Source organism: Mycolicibacterium novocastrense, from assembly GCF_001570485.1.
Classification (GTDB): Bacteria; Actinomycetota; Actinomycetes; order Mycobacteriales; family Mycobacteriaceae; genus Mycobacterium; species Mycobacterium novocastrense.
Genome location: NZ_BCTA01000043.1, coordinates 34321 through 50063 on the forward strand (window position 1 = coordinate 34321; position 15743 = coordinate 50063).

A 15743-nucleotide genomic window follows, 5' to 3' on the forward strand; every position below is an offset into this window, starting at 1 on the left:
CATGGGTCTCGCACGTTCGCTCGGATTCGCCGTGGTGGTGGTCGGCGCCCTGCTCGGGATGTACGCCGTCCCGCGGGTGCTCGGCGATCCGATGCCCAGCGTCGGCCCCGTCGTGGGCTTCGCCACCGTCGCCGGTCACCCCGCCGTGCTGGCGGCGTACGGCCGCACCGGCGGTGTGCGCTCGGCCCCGTTCGGTACCGACGACGTATGGCAGGAGCGCTTGGCCGCGGTGTCGCTTCACACCGGCAAACTGCTGTGGGATGTCCAGTTGCACGGCAAGAGTGGCTGGGAGCGGGCTGTACTCGCCGTCGCCGACGGCCTCGCATACGTCGCCACCGACTACGGATTGTCGATCGTTGCCGTCGAGGACGGTCGGATCGTCATGCAGAACGACCAGATCCCCGGTCTCGGCAACGATTACGTGCAGGCCTACATGGCCTACCACGTCGACCCGGACCTCGACGCCGTCATCGCGCTGACCCAGTCGGGCGCCGTCGTCCACATCCCGCTGGGCACAACCGAAGCCACGCCTACACCCCACGATGTGGCCGACAACTGGCGCGGCACGCTGATCGCCGACTCGGCGCCCACGCGCGACGCGGCATTCGAGATGATCGACGTCGACCCGGCGGCCACGCCGAAGCGCATGGCGCTTCCCGACGGCGGCGCGGTGCACCTGTCCCGGCAGACGGGCGTGTTGACCCGCGAATGGCCCGACGGACGCACCGAGGTGCTCACCCGCATCCACGATGTGACCCGCCCCGAACTCGTCTACGAGATCGTGCGCACCCCTGCGGCACTCGCCACCGCCGAACAACTCGCCGAAGGCACAGACATGTTCACGAAGCACCACTCGGCCGCGGCGGCACTGGGTACCGTGAGCGGCGTGGTGCTCGTGCGCGGCGACGACCCGAACACCGATGGGCGAGAGTCACTTTTGCTGATCGACATCGGGTCGGGGGAGACGATGGCGGTGGTGGCCGACCTCGACGACGTCAAGCGGGTGACCGCCACACCCGACGGGGACATCCTCGTCATCGCGACGCCCACCCCGCCCGCCTTCGAGCCCTCCAACGACAACCGTCTGATCGTGCTGCGGCCCGACGGCCGGGTCACGTCGACCGATCTCGGGCTGACCGACTTCTGGGGCCGTACCAAAGCCGACACGAGGAGCAGCGATGCCCGCTGACCTGATCATCCGTGGAACCATCCTGACGGTCGACGAAAGCCAGCCGACCGCGGAGGCGCTCGCGGTGAGCGACGGCCGCATCGTCGCCGTGGGCAGCGGCAACGAGATCGACGGCTGGATCGGCCCCGGCACCGAGACCCGCGACGTCGACGGGTGCGTGATGCCAGGATTCGTCGAGGCGCACGGCCATCCGCTGATGGAGGCCATCGTGCTGTCCGAGCGGATGGTCGACATCCGGCCGGTCACACTGCCCAAGGCCGACGACGTGGTCGCCGCCATCAAGGCCGAGGTCGCCAACCGCGGCCCCGAGGGTGCGTACCTCAACGGCTGGGATCCGCTGCTGCAGAAGGGCTTACCGGCGCCGACATTGGCCTGGCTCGACGACGTCGCCCCCGACGATCCCTTGGTGATCGTGCACAACTCGGGGCACAAGGCCTACTTCAACAGCGCCACCGCCCGGCGCTTCGGGCTCACCCGCGACACCCCCGACCCCAAAGGCGCCCGGTACGGCCGCGACGCGAACGGTGAACTCGACGGCACCGCCGAGGAGACCGCAGCGGTGTTCAGCCTGCTGGCAGGCGTGATCGATCCCGCCGACTACCCGGCGATGCTGCACACCGAACTGCAGCGGCTCAACGCCGCCGGACTGACCACCTGCTCGGAGATGGCCTTCGATCCGGTGTTCCGGCCGGTGATCGAAACGCTGCGCACTGAATTGAGCGTGCGACTGCGGCTCTACGAAATTTCCAATGCCCAGATGTCCACCGACGCGACCCCCGGCGCCGGCGACGACCTGCTCCGTCAGGTCGGGATCAAGATCTGGGTCGACGGGTCGCCGTGGATCGGCAACATCGACCTGTCGTTTCCGTACTTGGACACCGACGCCACGCGCACCATCGGCGTCGCACCCGGATCGTGCGGGCACGCCAACTACACCCGCGAACAACTCACCGAGATCGTGCAGGCCTATTTCCCCAAGGGCTGGCCGATGGCCTGCCATGTCCAGGGCGACGCCGGCGTCGACACCATCCTCGACGTGTACGAAGAAGCGTTGCGGCGCTGGCCCCGTGACGATCACCGGCTGCGGCTCGAGCACGTCGGCGCCATCCGCGACGATCAGCTGCAACGCGCGCACGACCTCGGCGTCGTCTGCAGCGTGTTCGTCGATCAGATCCACTACTGGGGCGACATCATCGTCGATGGTTTGTTCGGCACCGAACACGGAAGCCGTTGGATGCCATGCGGATCCGCGGTCGCCACGGGTATGCGGATCTCGCTGCACAACGATCCGCCGGTGACCCCCGAAGAACCGCTGCGCAACATCAGCGTCGCGGCCACCCGCACGGCTTCGAGCGGGCGGGTGATCGGCCCGGAGCAACGCATCTCCGTCGAGCAGGCGATCCGGGCGCAGACAGTGGACGCGGCCTACCAGCTGTTCGCCGACGACGTGGTCGGCTCGCTTGAAGTGGGCAAGTACGCCGACATGGTGGTGCTGTCGGCCGATCCGCGCACGGTGGCGCCCGAGGAGATCGCCGATCTGCAGGTGCAGGCCACGTATCTGGCCGGCCGACAGGTTTACCGCAAAGGCGACTGACCAGACCGCGACGGTCGCTAGGCTTCTCCCATGTCTGACCTGCATGACCCGCGATTCCTCGACGAACGGCTCGCGCATTGGGCCGAAACCAAACCCGACGCCGAGGCGATGACCTTCCTCGACCGCACCTGGACGTGGTCGCAATGGAACGACCGGGTCCGCCGCTTGGCGGGCGCGTTGCAGCAGCGCGGTATCAAACGCGGTGACGTGGTGGCCTTCCTCGACAAGAACCACCCGGCCTGCGTCGAATTGACCATCGCGGCCGCGTCGTTGGGCGCGGCAACGGCGATCATCAACTTCCGGCTGGCCGCCGATGAGATCGACTACGTGCTCACCGACTCGGGAGCCAAGCTGTTGATCGTGGGCACGGAGTTGAAGCCGACGATCGACAAGATCCGCGACAAGCTCACCCACGTCGAACACCTCTTCGAGGTGACGCCCGACGGCGGTGACGGTGACGAGTACGAGGCGCTGCTCACCGACGCGACGCCGGTCGGGCGCGCCGACGATGTTCAGCCCGACGACGTGGCGATCATCATGTACTCATCGGGCACGACGGGACGCCCGAAGGGTGTGCAGATCACCCAGTCCAACCTGATCGCGCACACCGTCAACGCGCACAACGGGTGGGGCTTCGACGAGGGCGACAAGAGCATGGTGTCGATGCCGCTCTTCCACGTCGGCGGATCGTCCTACGTGCAGTTCAGCATTCACGACGGTGTACCGACGGTGATGACGCGCGAGGTCGACGGCGCTGCGCTGGCCGGCGCAATCCTCAACGGCGCCAACCGAACCTTCCTGGTGCCCGCGGTGCTGGCCAAGGTGCTGGAGTCCGGCGAGGACGCGGTCAAGTTGTTCGGGGCACTGAAGACGTACGTGTACGGGGCGTCGCCGATGCCGCTGCCGCTGCTGCGCGCGGCGTTGGAAGCCTGGCCGAACACCGATTTCATCCAGGTGTATGGACTGACCGAGGTCTGCGGGGTGATCAGCCAGCTGTTGCCCGACGACCACCGCTCGGGCACCGAGGAACGGCTGGTCAGCGCGGGACGAGTCATCCCCGGCGCCGAGGTCCGGGTGGTCGACCCGGACACGCTGAAAGATGTGCCGGCTGGGGAGCAGGGCGAATTGTGGTTCCGCACACCGCAACTGATGAAGGGGTACCACAACAAACCCGAGGCGACGGCGGAGGCGATCACCGACGACGGCTGGTTCCGCACGGGAGACATCGGCCGCATCGACGATGACGGTTACATCTTCGTCGAGGACCGCCTCAAGGACATGATCATCTCCGGCGGAGAGAACATCTACTCCATCGAGGTGGAACGCGTCATCGCAGAACACCCCGCCGTGACCGACGTCGCGGTGATCGGCGTACCCGACGAGAAGTGGGGCGAAGTGGTCAAGGCCGTTGTGTCGGTCGAGGATTCGGTGGCACCCGAAGACCTCATCGCATGGTGCCGGGAACGGCTCGCGGCGTACAAGTGCCCCAAGACGGTCGACATCACCGATGAGCTGCCCCGCAATCCGACGGGCAAGATCCTGAAAAAGGAGCTGCGCAAGCCCTACTGGGAGGGCCGCGACCGCGCGACAGTTTAGTCGGTGGGCCGCACCGGGATCGCGATCTCGTTGCGGCGGCGGAACGGCAGCGTCCACGGCGGGTCGTAGAACCAGGACTGCGGCGGCCCGACGGCCTCGATCCCGTTGGCGCGCAGCGTCGCCGAGAGCTCACGCGTGCGTTCGGCGACGGCTCGCGGACTGCGATCGCCGGTGAACCGCAGCACCGCGACCGTTTCGCCCGGCACCTGGACCAATCGCACGTTCTCGTCGTCGGGAGTGGGCAATGTGTCCATCGTCCACTTCGACGGCATGTAGAAGCGGATCGTCGAGTTCTCGCCGTCGCGGGCTTGCGCGACCGGCGCCGTCATCGCGATCTTCTCGCGCGACTGCTGGCTGACCGGTGCGGTCATCGCGATCGTCTCGTCGCGGTGGTTGCCGCCGAAGATGTAGCCGGCAAGGCGCCGGAACCCGATGCTTCTGGCGCGGTCCTCGTCGGCGCTCACCGTGGTCTCGGCGGCGATCCTGGGACCGTACCGGCGTATCTCCACCTGCCCGGACAGCTTCGTGGCCAGGTAGTGCGGCTCCTCGGTGCCCACCCGGATCCCGACCATCGAGAACACCGACTCCGCGACCTGGCGCGGGATCTCCAATAGCCGCATCATCGTCGGTTCAGGAACCAGATGTGCGTCGACAGCGCGGTCGCGAACGCACACCACAGCGGATACAACGCCAGCGGTGCCGCCTGGGCGCCGCGCACCTGCACGGCACGGCGGGTGAGGTCGGCGCTGCTGAGCGTCAGCGCGCCCGCCGCCACCGCCGACGTGCCGAGCTTGCCCTGGTTGAAGAACAGCCACGACCAGCTGCCGTTGAGCGCCAGGTTGACCGCGAGGGCGGTGAGGTAGCGCCGACGTTCCTCGCTTCGGCCACGGCGCTCGAGTTCGTCGAGCGTCGCCGACGAGGTCACGGCGATATCGGCGTACAGAATGGGCCACACGATCGGAAACGCTTGCCGCGGTGGTTGATACGGCGGCTTACGCAGCTTCGCGTACCAGAGGGATTGCGAGTCCTTGCTGGCCAGACCACCGGCGACCGCGGTCACCGTCACCGCCAGCGCCGAGGGCACCAGAGTCTTCAGTTGCACCATGTGCTCCTACTACGAATCACAATTAGTTAAGCAACTGAAAGGTAGCCGGATTCGTGATCGTTAAACCTCCCGACCCGGAACCGGCAGGATGGTGCGCATGCCGCAGCTCGACGACGTCCTCGACCGCATGCACGTCGTCGCGCTCCCGATGCGGGTGCGCTTTCGCGGCATCACGGTCCGCGAAGTCGCGCTGATCGAGGGCCCGGCCGGGTGGGGCGAGTTCGGCGCGTTCCTCGAATACGAGCCGCCGGAGGCGGCGCATTGGCTGGCATCCGCGCTGGAGGCGGCCTATGAACCACCGCCGCAGGTACATCGCGACAAGATTCCGATCAACGCGACCGTGCCCGCCGTCGACGCCGCCCAGGTGCCGGAGGTGCTGGCGCGCTTCCCCGGAGCGCGCACCGCGAAGGTCAAGGTCGCCGAGCCGGGGCAGACCTTGGCCGATGACACGGCGCGCGTGAACGCGGTCCGGGCCGCAGTGCCGACGGTGCGGGTCGATGCCAACGGTGGCTGGAGCGTCGACGAAGCGGTCGCGGCGGCGACGGCGCTGACCGCCGACGGGCCGCTGGAATACCTGGAACAACCGTGCGCCACGGTGGCGGAACTGGCCGAGCTGCGCCGCCGCGTCGACGTCCCGATCGCCGCCGACGAGAGCATCCGCAAGGCCACCGACCCCCTGCGGGTGGTGCGCGAGAAGGCGGCGGACATCGCGGTGCTAAAGGTCGCACCGTTGGGCGGGGTGCGCGCGCTGCTCGCGATCGCCGCGCAGATCGATATCCCCGTCGTCGTCTCCAGTGCGTTGGACTCGGCGGTCGGTATCGGCCGCGGCCTACTCGCCGCCGCGGCGCTGCCAGACCTGCGCTACGCGTGCGGGCTGGGCACCGGCGGGTTGTTCGTCGATGACGTCGCCGAACCACTGCGTGCCCGGGGTGGGTACCTGCCGGCGGCGCTCGCCGAACCGGATCCGGCGCGCCTATCGGCGCTGGCCGCACCTCCCGACCGCCGCCGGTGGTGGATCGAGAGGGTCCGCGCCTGTCACCCGTTGACACATTGACACAAGTCACTAGTCTCTGTTTCAGAAGCTACGGAGGCGACATGACCGAAACGGCCGAAGCTCCACCCGTCCAGATCGCCGGCGATATCCGCCCAAAGGTCATGCGCGAGTTCCGAAAACACAGCGGCAGCGCGCTCGGTGGCTTCTTCGGCGCGGCGGCCTTCGACGAGGTCGCGTTGGTGCCGGTGGCCGCGGCCGTCGACAAGACCGGTCGATTCGAGGCCAACTTCGCTGATCGAGGGGTGCGAAGTGGGCTCTCGGCGTTCCTCGCGATCTGGGGCGATCCGCACGACCGAGCCGCCGAGGGGGAGCGGCTCAAGCGAATGCATCGCGAGGTGCGCGGCCGCGGTGACGGCGCGTTCACCGACGTGCGCTACAGCGCGCTCGATCCGAAGCTGTGGAACTGGATTGCGGTGAGCGGGATGTTCCTCGTGTTGAACTCGTTCACTCCCTGTACGGCGATCACCATGACCGAAGCCGAGAAGGAGGCGGCCTATCAGCAGTTGCTCGAGGCCTTCCGGTCATTGGAACTGCCCGGAAACCACGCCAAGCTCCCGGCGAGCTACGACGAGGCCGTGCGGTACTACGACTCGATGGTCGACAACGAGCTGGCCGACAACGCGTTTCTGCGCCGCGTCACCGATCAGCTGACGCGACTGCCGTTGCCGACGTTGATGATTCCACCCGCGATGCGTGTCGCGCTGACTCCGCCGTGGCTGCTGCTACGACCTGTCGCCGGACGCGTCGTCAAAATCTGCTCGTTCGGCATCCTGCATCCCGGGATCCGCGAGATGACGGGCTTCCAATGGGAGGACCGCCATCAGCGGGAGTTCGAGGTGTACACCCGCGTGCTGCAACTGGCGTGGCGGGTACTCCCCGACAAGGTGAGGCTGATTCCGTTGGCGCGCAACCGGTTGGAGTACGAGAAGCTCGTGCGGTTCCACCGCTCGGTCACGCTCGACTCCTTCGCGCCGCCTGCGGCGTGCCCGGCCGGTCGGCGGGCATAACCTAGACCGATGCGCCGTCTCCGCAACACCGACAGCCGCACCGAACAGGAGGCCGCGATCCTCAAGGCGGCCGCCGAGGAGGTCGCGCTCGTCGGCGTCGGCAGGGCCAGCATGGACGTCATCGCGCGCCAAGCAGGCGTCAGCCGCAGCACGCTGTATCGTCGCTTTCCGAGCCGCGACGTGTTGATCACCGAACTCGGAAGGCAGACATTCGATTTCGCGATGGCACGCCTGCAGACCGTCGGCATCGACTCCGGCGCCAAGGAGGCTGCCGTCGCGGCGTTCTGTGAGGGCCTGCGGCTGCTGACGGCCGAACCGGTCATGCGCCGGTTCCTACGGCTCGACGGCGACCTGTCGGCGATGTCGGGCATGTACGACGAGGCCCAGGAGTTCCTCGACAGCGCGTCCGCTGCCATGGCCAGGGCGTTGAGGGCCGCCGGCGCGACCATGCCCGACGAGGATCTGCTTGCGGTCAGTGAGCTGCACATCCGGCTGGCCGCATCGCTGGCTCAGGTACGCACGCCGGTGCTCGACGTCAACGACGGCGACGCGGTGCGCGCCTATGCGCTCAAACACCTCGCCCCGCTGGTGTGGTGAGCGTCCGACACTCGTCGCCGGTGATGTCCTGATCTGTGGGCTGCATGGCCTAGACGCCATCGACCTGGTGGCCAACACTGGGTTCATGCGATCGGTGGTGATTCTCGGCTTTACCGGCGTGCAGGCCCTGGACCTGGTCGGTCCATTCGAGGTGTTCATGGGAGCGTCCCGATATCTGCAGGGCATGGGCCGCGAGGGCTACGACGCCAAAGTGGTGACACTCGATGGCGAACCGGCGACCACCGGCACGGGCCTGGCGCTTGTCGCCGCACCACTGCCGGACCCGCGCGCACCGATCGACACCCTGGTCCTTCCCGGCGGTGCCGGAGTTCAGGATGCCCGGAACAACCTCGACCTGATCAACTGGATCCAGACCGTCGCCCCGAACTCGCGCCGGGTCGTCAGCGTGTGCACCGGCGCGTTCCTCGCCGCCGAGGCCGGCCTGCTCGACGGCTGCACCGCCACCACACACTGGGCCTATACCGACCAGCTCTCGAGTGAATTCCCGGCGGTGACAGTCGATCCCGAGCCGATCTTCGTGCGCAGTAACGATCGGACGTGGACCGCCGCCGGTGTAACGGCCGGTATCGACCTCGCACTCTCGCTCGTCGAGGACGACCACGGCACCGATGTCGCGCAGACGGTCGCGCGCTGGCTCGTCATGTACCTGCGCAGACCGGGCGGTCAGACGCAGTTCGCCGCACCGGTGTGGATGCCGCGCGCGAAGAGGGCGCCCATCCGCGAGGTGCAGGAGGCCATCGAGACCGAACCCGGTGGTGTGCACAGCATCACGGAGTTGGCTCGTCGTGCCGCGATGAGCCCGCGCCACTTCACCCGGTTGTTCACCGAGGAGGTGGGGGAGGCGCCCGGCGCCTACGTCGAACGGATCCGCACCGAGGCCGCGCGCCGACAGCTCGAGGAGACCGGCGACACCGTCACCGTCATCGCCGCGCGTTGCGGGTTCGGCAGCGCCGAGTCGCTTCGACGCAATTTCGTTCGCCGCCTTGGTATCTCACCCGACCAGTATCGCAAGACCTTCGCCTGAGACAGGAGATGACCCGTGACCCAGATCGCGATCATGGTGTACCCCGGCTACACCGCGCTCGACTTCATCGGCCCCTACGAGGTGCTGCGCAACCTGCCCGACGCCGAGGTGCGGTTCGTCTGGCACGAACCGGGGCCGATCGAGGCCGACTCCGGCGTGCTGCTCGTCGGCGCGACCCATTCGTTCGACGAGACACCCTCGCCCGACATCGTTTTGGTCCCCGGCGGACTGTCGAGCTTTCAGCACGCCCGCGACGAGAAGGTGCTCGACTGGGTGCGCACGGCCCACGAGACGTCGACCTGGACGACATCGGTGTGCTCGGGTTCGGTCATCCTCGCCGCCGCGGGCCTGCTCGACGGCCGACGCGCGACGTCGCACTGGATGGCGTTGCCGATGCTCAAACCGTTCGGCGTCGACACCGTCTCCGACCATCGCGTGGTGCATGACGGCAAGATCGTCACCGCCGCAGGGGTGTCGGCCGGAATCGACCTCGGCCTGTGGCTCTACGGGCAGATCGCCGGTGACGCGAAGGCCAAGGCGGTGCAACTCGTCATCGAATACGACCCGCAGCCGCCCTACGACTCCGGGCACCTGTCGAAGGCGTCGGCCGCCACCAAGGCGACCGCATCGACCCTGCTGAGCCGCGACACCGTCAAACAGCGACAGCTCGCCCCGACGTTGGCGCTGCTGTGGACCGCCGCGGTGCAACGGGTCCGCAGGAAGGCGGTCTCGGCGCGCTGACGGTCGGCGATACCCTCGCAGCTGTGGGGATTCCTGAAGTGCGACCCGAGCCGCCGACGCCGTTCGTGCGTGCGGGCGCCCGTTTGATGGGGTTGGGGCCGTCGCGGTGGTTTCTGCGCCGCATCGGATGGCGGCTGGATCGCGCGGTGATCAACCTGACCAACGGCCGGGTCTCGATGTCGCTGGTCATGCCGGAGGTGCTGCTGACGCACACGGGCGCCAAGACCGGCCGGCAACGCAGTACGCCGCTGACCTACTTCACCGATGCCGGCCGGGTGATCGTCATCGCCTCCAACTACGGCGGCGACCGGCATCCGGCGTGGTTTCACAATGTCAAAGCCAACCCGCGGGTCACGCTGTCGGCGCGCGGCTACCAGGGCACCTTCATCGGCGAGGAGGTCACCGGGGCCGAACGGGACCGCCTGTTCGAGCTGGCCAAACAGTTCGTACCGAACTACGCCGACTACGAGAAGCGCGCCGCCGGCCGCCGTATCCCGGTCATCGCGTTCACCGAAGCGGCGGAATCGGCATAGTCGCGCCGGGTGCGACCGACTGCACCCGAAGCGCCGCACGCGTGGGACTTGAGTACCGTCAGTCGGGTGAATTTGGCCTACGACGATCGCGGTAGCGGCCCATCGGTACTGTTCATCGCCGGTCACGGCGGTGCGGGCCGAACCTGGCACCTGCATCAGGTGCCCGAGTTCCAGCGCGCCGGCTACCGCTGCATCACGTTCGACAACCGCGGGGTGGGCGCCACCGAGAACGCCACCGGCTTCACCACCGAGACGATGGTGTCCGACACGGCGGCGCTGATCGAGAAGCTCGACGCGGCGCCGGTGCGCATCGTCTCGGTGTCGATGGGCTCGTACATCGCCCAGGAGCTGATGGTGGCCCGGCCCGACCTGGTCGACCGGGCGGTGTTGATGGCCACCCGTGGCCGCGAGGACCGCACCCGCGAGTTCTTCCGCGACGCCGAGCGCGAGCTCGCCGCCTCCAACATGGTGCTGCCCACCAAGTACGACGCGAAACTGCGCCTGCTGGAGAGCTTCTCGCCCAAGACGCTCAACGACGACGTCAAGGTCCGCGACTGGATCGACATGTTCGTCATGTGGCCGACCAAGCCCACACCCGGCGGGCGTGCGCAGATCGAGGTCCGGCCGCAGGGCAACCGACTGCCGGCTTACCGAAGTATCACGGCGCCCACACTGGTCATCGGGTTCGCCGACGACCTGGTGTTGCCCCCGCACCTGAGCCGCGAGGTCGCCGACGCGATCCCGAACGGCCGCTACCTGGAGATTCCCGACGCCGGCCACCTCGGCTTCCTGGAGCATCCCGAGGCGATCAACAAAGCGGCGCTCGATTTCTTCGCCGATAAGCTGTAGTGGTGAACCCCTCGACCGCGCAGGCCCGCGTGGTCGTCGACGAACTGATTCGCGGCGGCGTACGGGACGTCGTGCTGTGCCCCGGATCGCGTAACGCCCCGCTGGCGTTTGCGTTGCAGGACGCCGACCGCGCAGGACGGCTCCGGTTGCACGTCCGCATCGACGAGCGCACCGCGGGCTTCCTGGCCATCGGGTTGGCGATCGCCGAGCGCGCCCCGGTCTGCATCGCGATGACGTCGGGGACCGCGGTGGCCAACCTCGGGCCCGCCGTGGTCGAGGCGAACTACGCGCGGGTGCCGCTGGTCGTGCTGAGCGCCAACCGTCCCTACGAGTTGCTCGGCACCGGCGCGAACCAGACCTTCGAGCAGCTGGGGTATTTCGGCACGCAGGTCCGCGCGTCGATCAGCCTGGGCCTGGCCGAGGAATCCCCGGAGCATCTCGATGTGCTCAACGCGCAATGGCGTTCCGCGGTATGTCGGATTCTGGTGGCGGCCAAGGGTTCTCGATCCGCGAATGCGGGCCCGGTGCAGTTCGACATCCCGCTGCGGGAGCCGCTGGTGCCCGATGCGGACGAGACGGTGACCTACGTGCCCCAGGGCAGGCCCGGCGGCAAGCCGTGGACGTACACGCCGCCGGTGTCCTTCGACCAGCCGCTCGACATCGACCTGACGCCGGACACCGTCGTGATCGCCGGGCACGGCGCGGGCGAGCATCCGAACCTGGCCGCGTTGCCGACCGTCGCCGAACCGACGGCGCCGGCCGCGGACAACCCGCTGCACCCCTTCGCGCTGCGGTTGGTGCGGCCCAAACAGGTCATCATGCTCGGCCGCCCGACGCTGCACCGCCCGGTTTCGGCGCTGTTGGCCGACCCGTCGGTGCCGGTGTACGCGCTGACCACCGGTCCCCGCTGGCCCGACGTGTCGGGCAATTCGCAGGCCACCGGTACCCGCGCCGTCACCACGGGCACCCCGGACCCCGCCTGGCTCGCCAGGTGCGCCGAGGTGCACCGGCACGCGATGGAGGCGGTCCACTCGCAGCTGCGGGCGCATCCGCTCAAGACCGGTTTGCACGTGGCCGCCGCGGTCGCCGACGCGGTCCGGCCCGGCGACCAGCTGGTGCTCGGCGCGTCGAACCCGGTACGTGACGCGGCGCTGGTCGGCCTGAGCACCCACGGCGTCAAGGTGCGATCGAACCGCGGAGTCGCCGGTATCGACGGCACGGTGTCGACGGCCATCGGGGCTGCGCTCGCCCATGAGCGGGCGGGTGGCGGGAGCGGGGCGAACCGCACGATCGCGCTGCTCGGTGATCTGACGTTCGTCCACGACAGCTCGGGGCTGTTGATCGGGCCGACGGAGCCGACGCCGCGCAACCTGACCATCGTGGTGTCCAATGACAACGGCGGCGGCATCTTCGAACTGCTCGAGCAGGGCGACCCGCGGTTCTCCGACGTGTCGTCGCGCATCTTCGGCACGCCGCACGACGTCGACGTGGGCGCTCTGTGCCGGGCGTACCACGTCGAGAGCCGGCAACTCGAGGCCGACGATCTGGCCGAGGCGCTCGACGAACCCTACGACGGCATGCGGGTGCTGGAGGTGAAGGCCGACCGGTCGTCGTTGCGGGCGCTGCACGCGTCGATCAAGGCGGCCCTGTGAGCGGAGCGAACGATTCAGCTTCTGTGAGCGAAGCGAACGATTCAGCCCCTGTGAGCAACCCGACCGGACTGAGGCGATCCGCCGTGGACCGCCTACGGAAACCCATCCGATGGGCGCGCCGGTTTCTGCCGCGGCTGACCGCCGACCCCAACGAGTCACACCGCCAGCGGGTGTTCCGCCGGATGCGCGTCGGCATCGTGATCGCGGCATGCCTGGTGACCCTGCAGTCGGTGCTGATGGTGTTGGGCGCGTGGCGCAACGACCGCCAGATCGAACGGCACATGGGCGTCGCCGCCGCCGAGGTGCTCGACGCCGGGCCGCGCCGGTCGACGATCGAGTTCGTCACCCCCGACCGCGTCACATACCGCCCCGAACTCGGTGTGCTCTATCCCTCCGAGCTCGAGACGGGGATGAACATCTACGTCGAATACGACACAAACGACCCGGATCTCGTTCGCGTGCAGCACCGCAACGCGGCGTTGGCGATCATCCCAGCGAGTTCGATCGCGGTCGTCGGCTGGCTGATCGCCAGCGCCGCATTGGCCGGCGTGACGCTGATCGAGCGCAGAACCTCACCGCGTTCGACTCCCGATCGGAACTCCGCCGAGCTGTCGAGCACGATCTGACGGTCAGGACTGGATCAGCTTGTCGAGCCAGTCGTTGTCGTAGATGTCGACCTTTTCGCCGGTGACCAGGTCGTAGACGGTCGGTGTGCCGGTCGCCCCTGGATCCACGTCGTACAGGAAACCGAAGTTGCTCTCGTCCATCTCGACGATGTTCACCGCCGACCCGCCGGTGGCGACCCGCTTGACGGCCTTGTCGGGCATGCCTGCGGCGCTGGCCATGTCGGCCATCTCGTCGTCGCTCGGACCAGGCCCGCCCGGATCCTGGTTGGCCCACAGCTCTTTGACGAACCGCTGGAACTGGGTGCCGGTCGCGCCGCTTCCGGTGGCGAGGAACAACGCGTTGCTCACCCGCGCCGAGTGTCCGTCGGTCGCCTCGTCGAGGAAGATCAGCGGTCGGTACGTGACGTTGAGTTGGCCGACACCGATGTAGTAGGCGAGCTGATCGCCGAAATCGGCTTGTAGGTCCGCGCAATGGGTGCATTGCGGCTCGGTGAAGATCTCGATTTTGACCGGTGCGTCGTCGAATCCGGCCACCACTCCGAAACCGTCTTCGCTGACCTTCAGTGGGGCCTGGGCGGGATCGCGCTTGGCGGTGCCGGCGACATGGTTGGTGCAGCCGACGGCGGCGAGCAGCACGGTGAGCGCCAACGCCGCCAGTGTCCGCGAGAACCGCATGTCGACCGCCCTTTCTCTGGTGCGCACGATACTCGACGCGAACGCGTCGCAGCACCCGTTGGCGCACCGGGCTTTCGCGTGCCGTATTCCTGGCCGCAACCTTCGCGACAGGCTGCGCTGAGACGATTCCATCGTGCGCGTGGCAATCGTCGCAGAATCGTTCCTCCCGAATGTCAACGGCGTCACCAACTCGGTGCTGCGGGTGATCGAGCATCTCCGCCGCACCGGACACGAAGCCCTCGTCATCGCCCCCGATACGCCGCGCGGCGAACCACCCGCCGAACGCGTGCACGACGGCATCCGCGTCCATCGCGTGCCTTCGCGGATGTTCCCCAAGGTCACTTCGCTGCCGCTCGGCGTACCACGACCCCGGATCGTTGGTGTGCTACGGGGATTCGACCCCGACATCGTGCACCTGGCGTCACCCGCGTTGCTCGGGTACGGCGGCCTGTGCGCTGCACGCCATCTCGGTGTTCCGACCGTGGCCGTGTTCCAGACCGACGTCGCCGGATTCGCCGAGAGTTACGGCGTCGGCTTCACGTCCCGCGCCGCGTGGGCGTGGACGAAGCATCTGCACAGCCGGGCCGACCGGACCCTCGCCCCGTCCACCGCCGCGATGGAAGACCTGACGGTGCACGGCATTCCGAGTGTGCACAAGTGGGGGAGGGGTGTCGACATCACCGGCTTCGTGCCGTCGGCGCGCGACGACGCGCTGCGGCGCCGGTGGTCGCCCGGCGGTAAGCCGATCGTCGGGTTCGTCGGTCGCCTCGCGCCGGAGAAGCACGTCGAGCGACTGGCGGTGCTCGCGCAGCGGGATGACATGCGGGTGGTCATCGTCGGCGACGGTATCGACCGGGCTAAGCTTCAAAGCCTGCTTCCCTCAGCGGTTTTCACCGGTGCGCTGTACGGCCGGGACCTGGCAGCCGCGTACGCCAGCATGGATGTGTTCGTGCATCCCGGCGAGCACGAGACCTTCTGTCAGGCGGTCCAGGAGGCGATGGCCTCGGGTCTGCCGGTCATCGCCCCGGACGCCGGCGGCCCGCGGGACCTCGTCGCCCCCTACCGCACCGGGCTTCTTCTGGCGGTCGACGAGTTCGAGGCCCGCCTGCCGGAGTCCGTCGAGCACCTGATCGCCGAGCGGCAACGGTATTCGATCGCTGCGCGCCGCAGTGTGCTGACGCGCACCTGGCCGGCGATCTGCGACGAACTTCTCGGCCACTACCGAGACGTCATCGCCAAATCCGGCACTCCCCATCCCCGCGAGGGTGCGCGTCTGCACCCGACGCGCCGCGGAAATTCGACACTTCGCGCACAGTCGCGCCGCAGCGAGAGTGCGTAACTGTCGACCCCGGGTGTGGCCAATTGCGCGACTGATGTGCAAGCCCGATTTTGTCGGTGGTCGAATGTATGTTCGAAGTATGTCGGGAGTCGACCTGCAGGCCGCGGTGAGCGCGTTGCGTGCCGCCTTCGACGAGGCGGC

The 15743-nt window shown here is 68.1% G+C and carries 16 protein-coding genes; 13 read left to right on the plus strand and 3 right to left on the minus strand.

Features of this window, described 5'->3' with window-relative positions; translation table 11 throughout:
* The first annotated feature begins 1 nt into the window (after position 1).
* The 3 genes from RMCN_RS17970 to RMCN_RS17980 are packed head-to-tail and all read left to right on the plus strand — an operon-like array spanning position 2 to position 4379.
* On the plus strand, positions 2-1189 hold the full coding sequence (locus tag RMCN_RS17970) for a PA2928 family protein (RefSeq protein WP_067391974.1): 1188 nt from the start codon (positions 2-4) through the stop codon (positions 1187-1189).
* On the plus strand, positions 1179-2783 hold the full coding sequence (locus RMCN_RS17975; RefSeq protein ID WP_067391977.1) for an amidohydrolase: 1605 nt from the start codon (positions 1179-1181) through the stop codon (positions 2781-2783). Before RMCN_RS17970 ends, RMCN_RS17975 begins: the two co-directional genes overlap by 11 nt.
* A 30-nt stretch (positions 2784-2813) precedes the next feature.
* A complete protein-coding gene (locus RMCN_RS17980) occupies positions 2814-4379 on the plus strand; it encodes a long-chain-fatty-acid--CoA ligase (RefSeq protein WP_067391979.1) in 1566 nt (521 codons plus the stop codon).
* Here RMCN_RS17980 and RMCN_RS17985 read toward each other — a convergent pair.
* Together RMCN_RS17985 and RMCN_RS17990 are read right to left on the minus strand one after the other, a co-directional pair.
* On the minus strand, positions 4376-4999 hold the full coding sequence (locus tag RMCN_RS17985) for an SOUL family heme-binding protein (RefSeq protein WP_084377549.1): 624 nt from the start codon (positions 4997-4999) through the stop codon (positions 4376-4378). The two genes, RMCN_RS17980 and RMCN_RS17985, sit on opposite strands and share 4 nt — an antisense overlap.
* A complete protein-coding gene (locus RMCN_RS17990; protein WP_067392018.1) occupies positions 4999-5481 on the minus strand; it encodes a TspO/MBR family protein in 483 nt (160 codons plus the stop codon). The genes RMCN_RS17985 and RMCN_RS17990 overlap by 1 nt, the downstream gene beginning before the upstream one ends.
* 100 nt (positions 5482-5581) lie before the next feature.
* Between RMCN_RS17990 and RMCN_RS17995 the strand changes: the two genes are divergently transcribed.
* The 9 genes from RMCN_RS17995 to RMCN_RS18035 all read left to right on the plus strand — a co-directional run bounded on the left by RMCN_RS17995 (position 5582) and on the right by RMCN_RS18035 (position 13588).
* Positions 5582-6538, plus strand: a complete 957-nt coding sequence (locus RMCN_RS17995; RefSeq protein ID WP_165604457.1) for an o-succinylbenzoate synthase — start codon at positions 5582-5584, stop codon at positions 6536-6538.
* A gap of 41 nt (positions 6539-6579) precedes the next feature.
* Positions 6580-7545 carry an oxygenase MpaB family protein gene (locus RMCN_RS18000; RefSeq protein WP_067391987.1) on the plus strand — a complete coding sequence of 322 codons (966 nt, stop codon included), beginning with the start codon at positions 6580-6582 and terminating at the stop codon, positions 7543-7545.
* 9 nt (positions 7546-7554) lie between these two features.
* Complete coding sequence (locus tag RMCN_RS18005; RefSeq protein ID WP_067391995.1) at positions 7555-8142, plus strand: TetR/AcrR family transcriptional regulator; 588 nt, start codon at positions 7555-7557, stop codon at positions 8140-8142.
* Positions 8143-8227: 85 nt separating this feature from the next.
* Complete coding sequence (locus tag RMCN_RS18010; protein ID WP_067392019.1) at positions 8228-9187, plus strand: GlxA family transcriptional regulator; 960 nt, start codon at positions 8228-8230, stop codon at positions 9185-9187.
* 33 nt (positions 9188-9220) lie between these two features.
* Positions 9221-9928: a DJ-1/PfpI family protein gene (locus RMCN_RS18015; protein WP_201028864.1), complete on the plus strand. Its 708-nt coding sequence runs from the start codon at positions 9221-9223 to the stop codon at positions 9926-9928.
* A 23-nt stretch (positions 9929-9951) separates the two neighbouring features.
* Positions 9952-10461, plus strand: coding sequence for a nitroreductase family deazaflavin-dependent oxidoreductase (locus tag RMCN_RS18020; protein WP_067392021.1), 510 nt, complete (start codon positions 9952-9954; stop codon positions 10459-10461).
* A 66-nt stretch (positions 10462-10527) separates the two neighbouring features.
* On the plus strand, positions 10528-11310 hold the full coding sequence (locus tag RMCN_RS18025) for an alpha/beta fold hydrolase (RefSeq protein ID WP_067391999.1): 783 nt from the start codon (positions 10528-10530) through the stop codon (positions 11308-11310).
* A gap of 2 nt (positions 11311-11312) precedes the next feature.
* Entirely contained in the window at positions 11313-12962 is a 1650-nt protein-coding gene (gene menD, locus RMCN_RS18030) for a 2-succinyl-5-enolpyruvyl-6-hydroxy-3-cyclohexene-1-carboxylic-acid synthase (protein ID WP_064416683.1), read from the plus strand.
* An 83-nt stretch (positions 12963-13045) separates the two neighbouring features.
* Entirely contained in the window at positions 13046-13588 is a 543-nt protein-coding gene (locus tag RMCN_RS18035; protein WP_084377553.1) for a DUF3592 domain-containing protein, read from the plus strand.
* A 3-nt stretch (positions 13589-13591) separates the two neighbouring features.
* Here RMCN_RS18035 and RMCN_RS18040 read toward each other — a convergent pair whose 3' ends face one another.
* Positions 13592-14263 carry a DsbA family protein gene (locus RMCN_RS18040; RefSeq protein WP_067392001.1) on the minus strand — a complete coding sequence of 224 codons (672 nt, stop codon included), beginning with the start codon at positions 14261-14263 and terminating at the stop codon, positions 13592-13594.
* Between the two features lie 133 nt (positions 14264-14396).
* Here RMCN_RS18040 and RMCN_RS18045 point away from each other — a divergent pair, with 133 nt between their 5' ends.
* On the plus strand, positions 14397-15602 hold the full coding sequence (locus tag RMCN_RS18045) for a glycosyltransferase family 4 protein (RefSeq protein WP_084377545.1): 1206 nt from the start codon (positions 14397-14399) through the stop codon (positions 15600-15602).
* Positions 15603-15743: the final 141 nt, after the last annotated feature.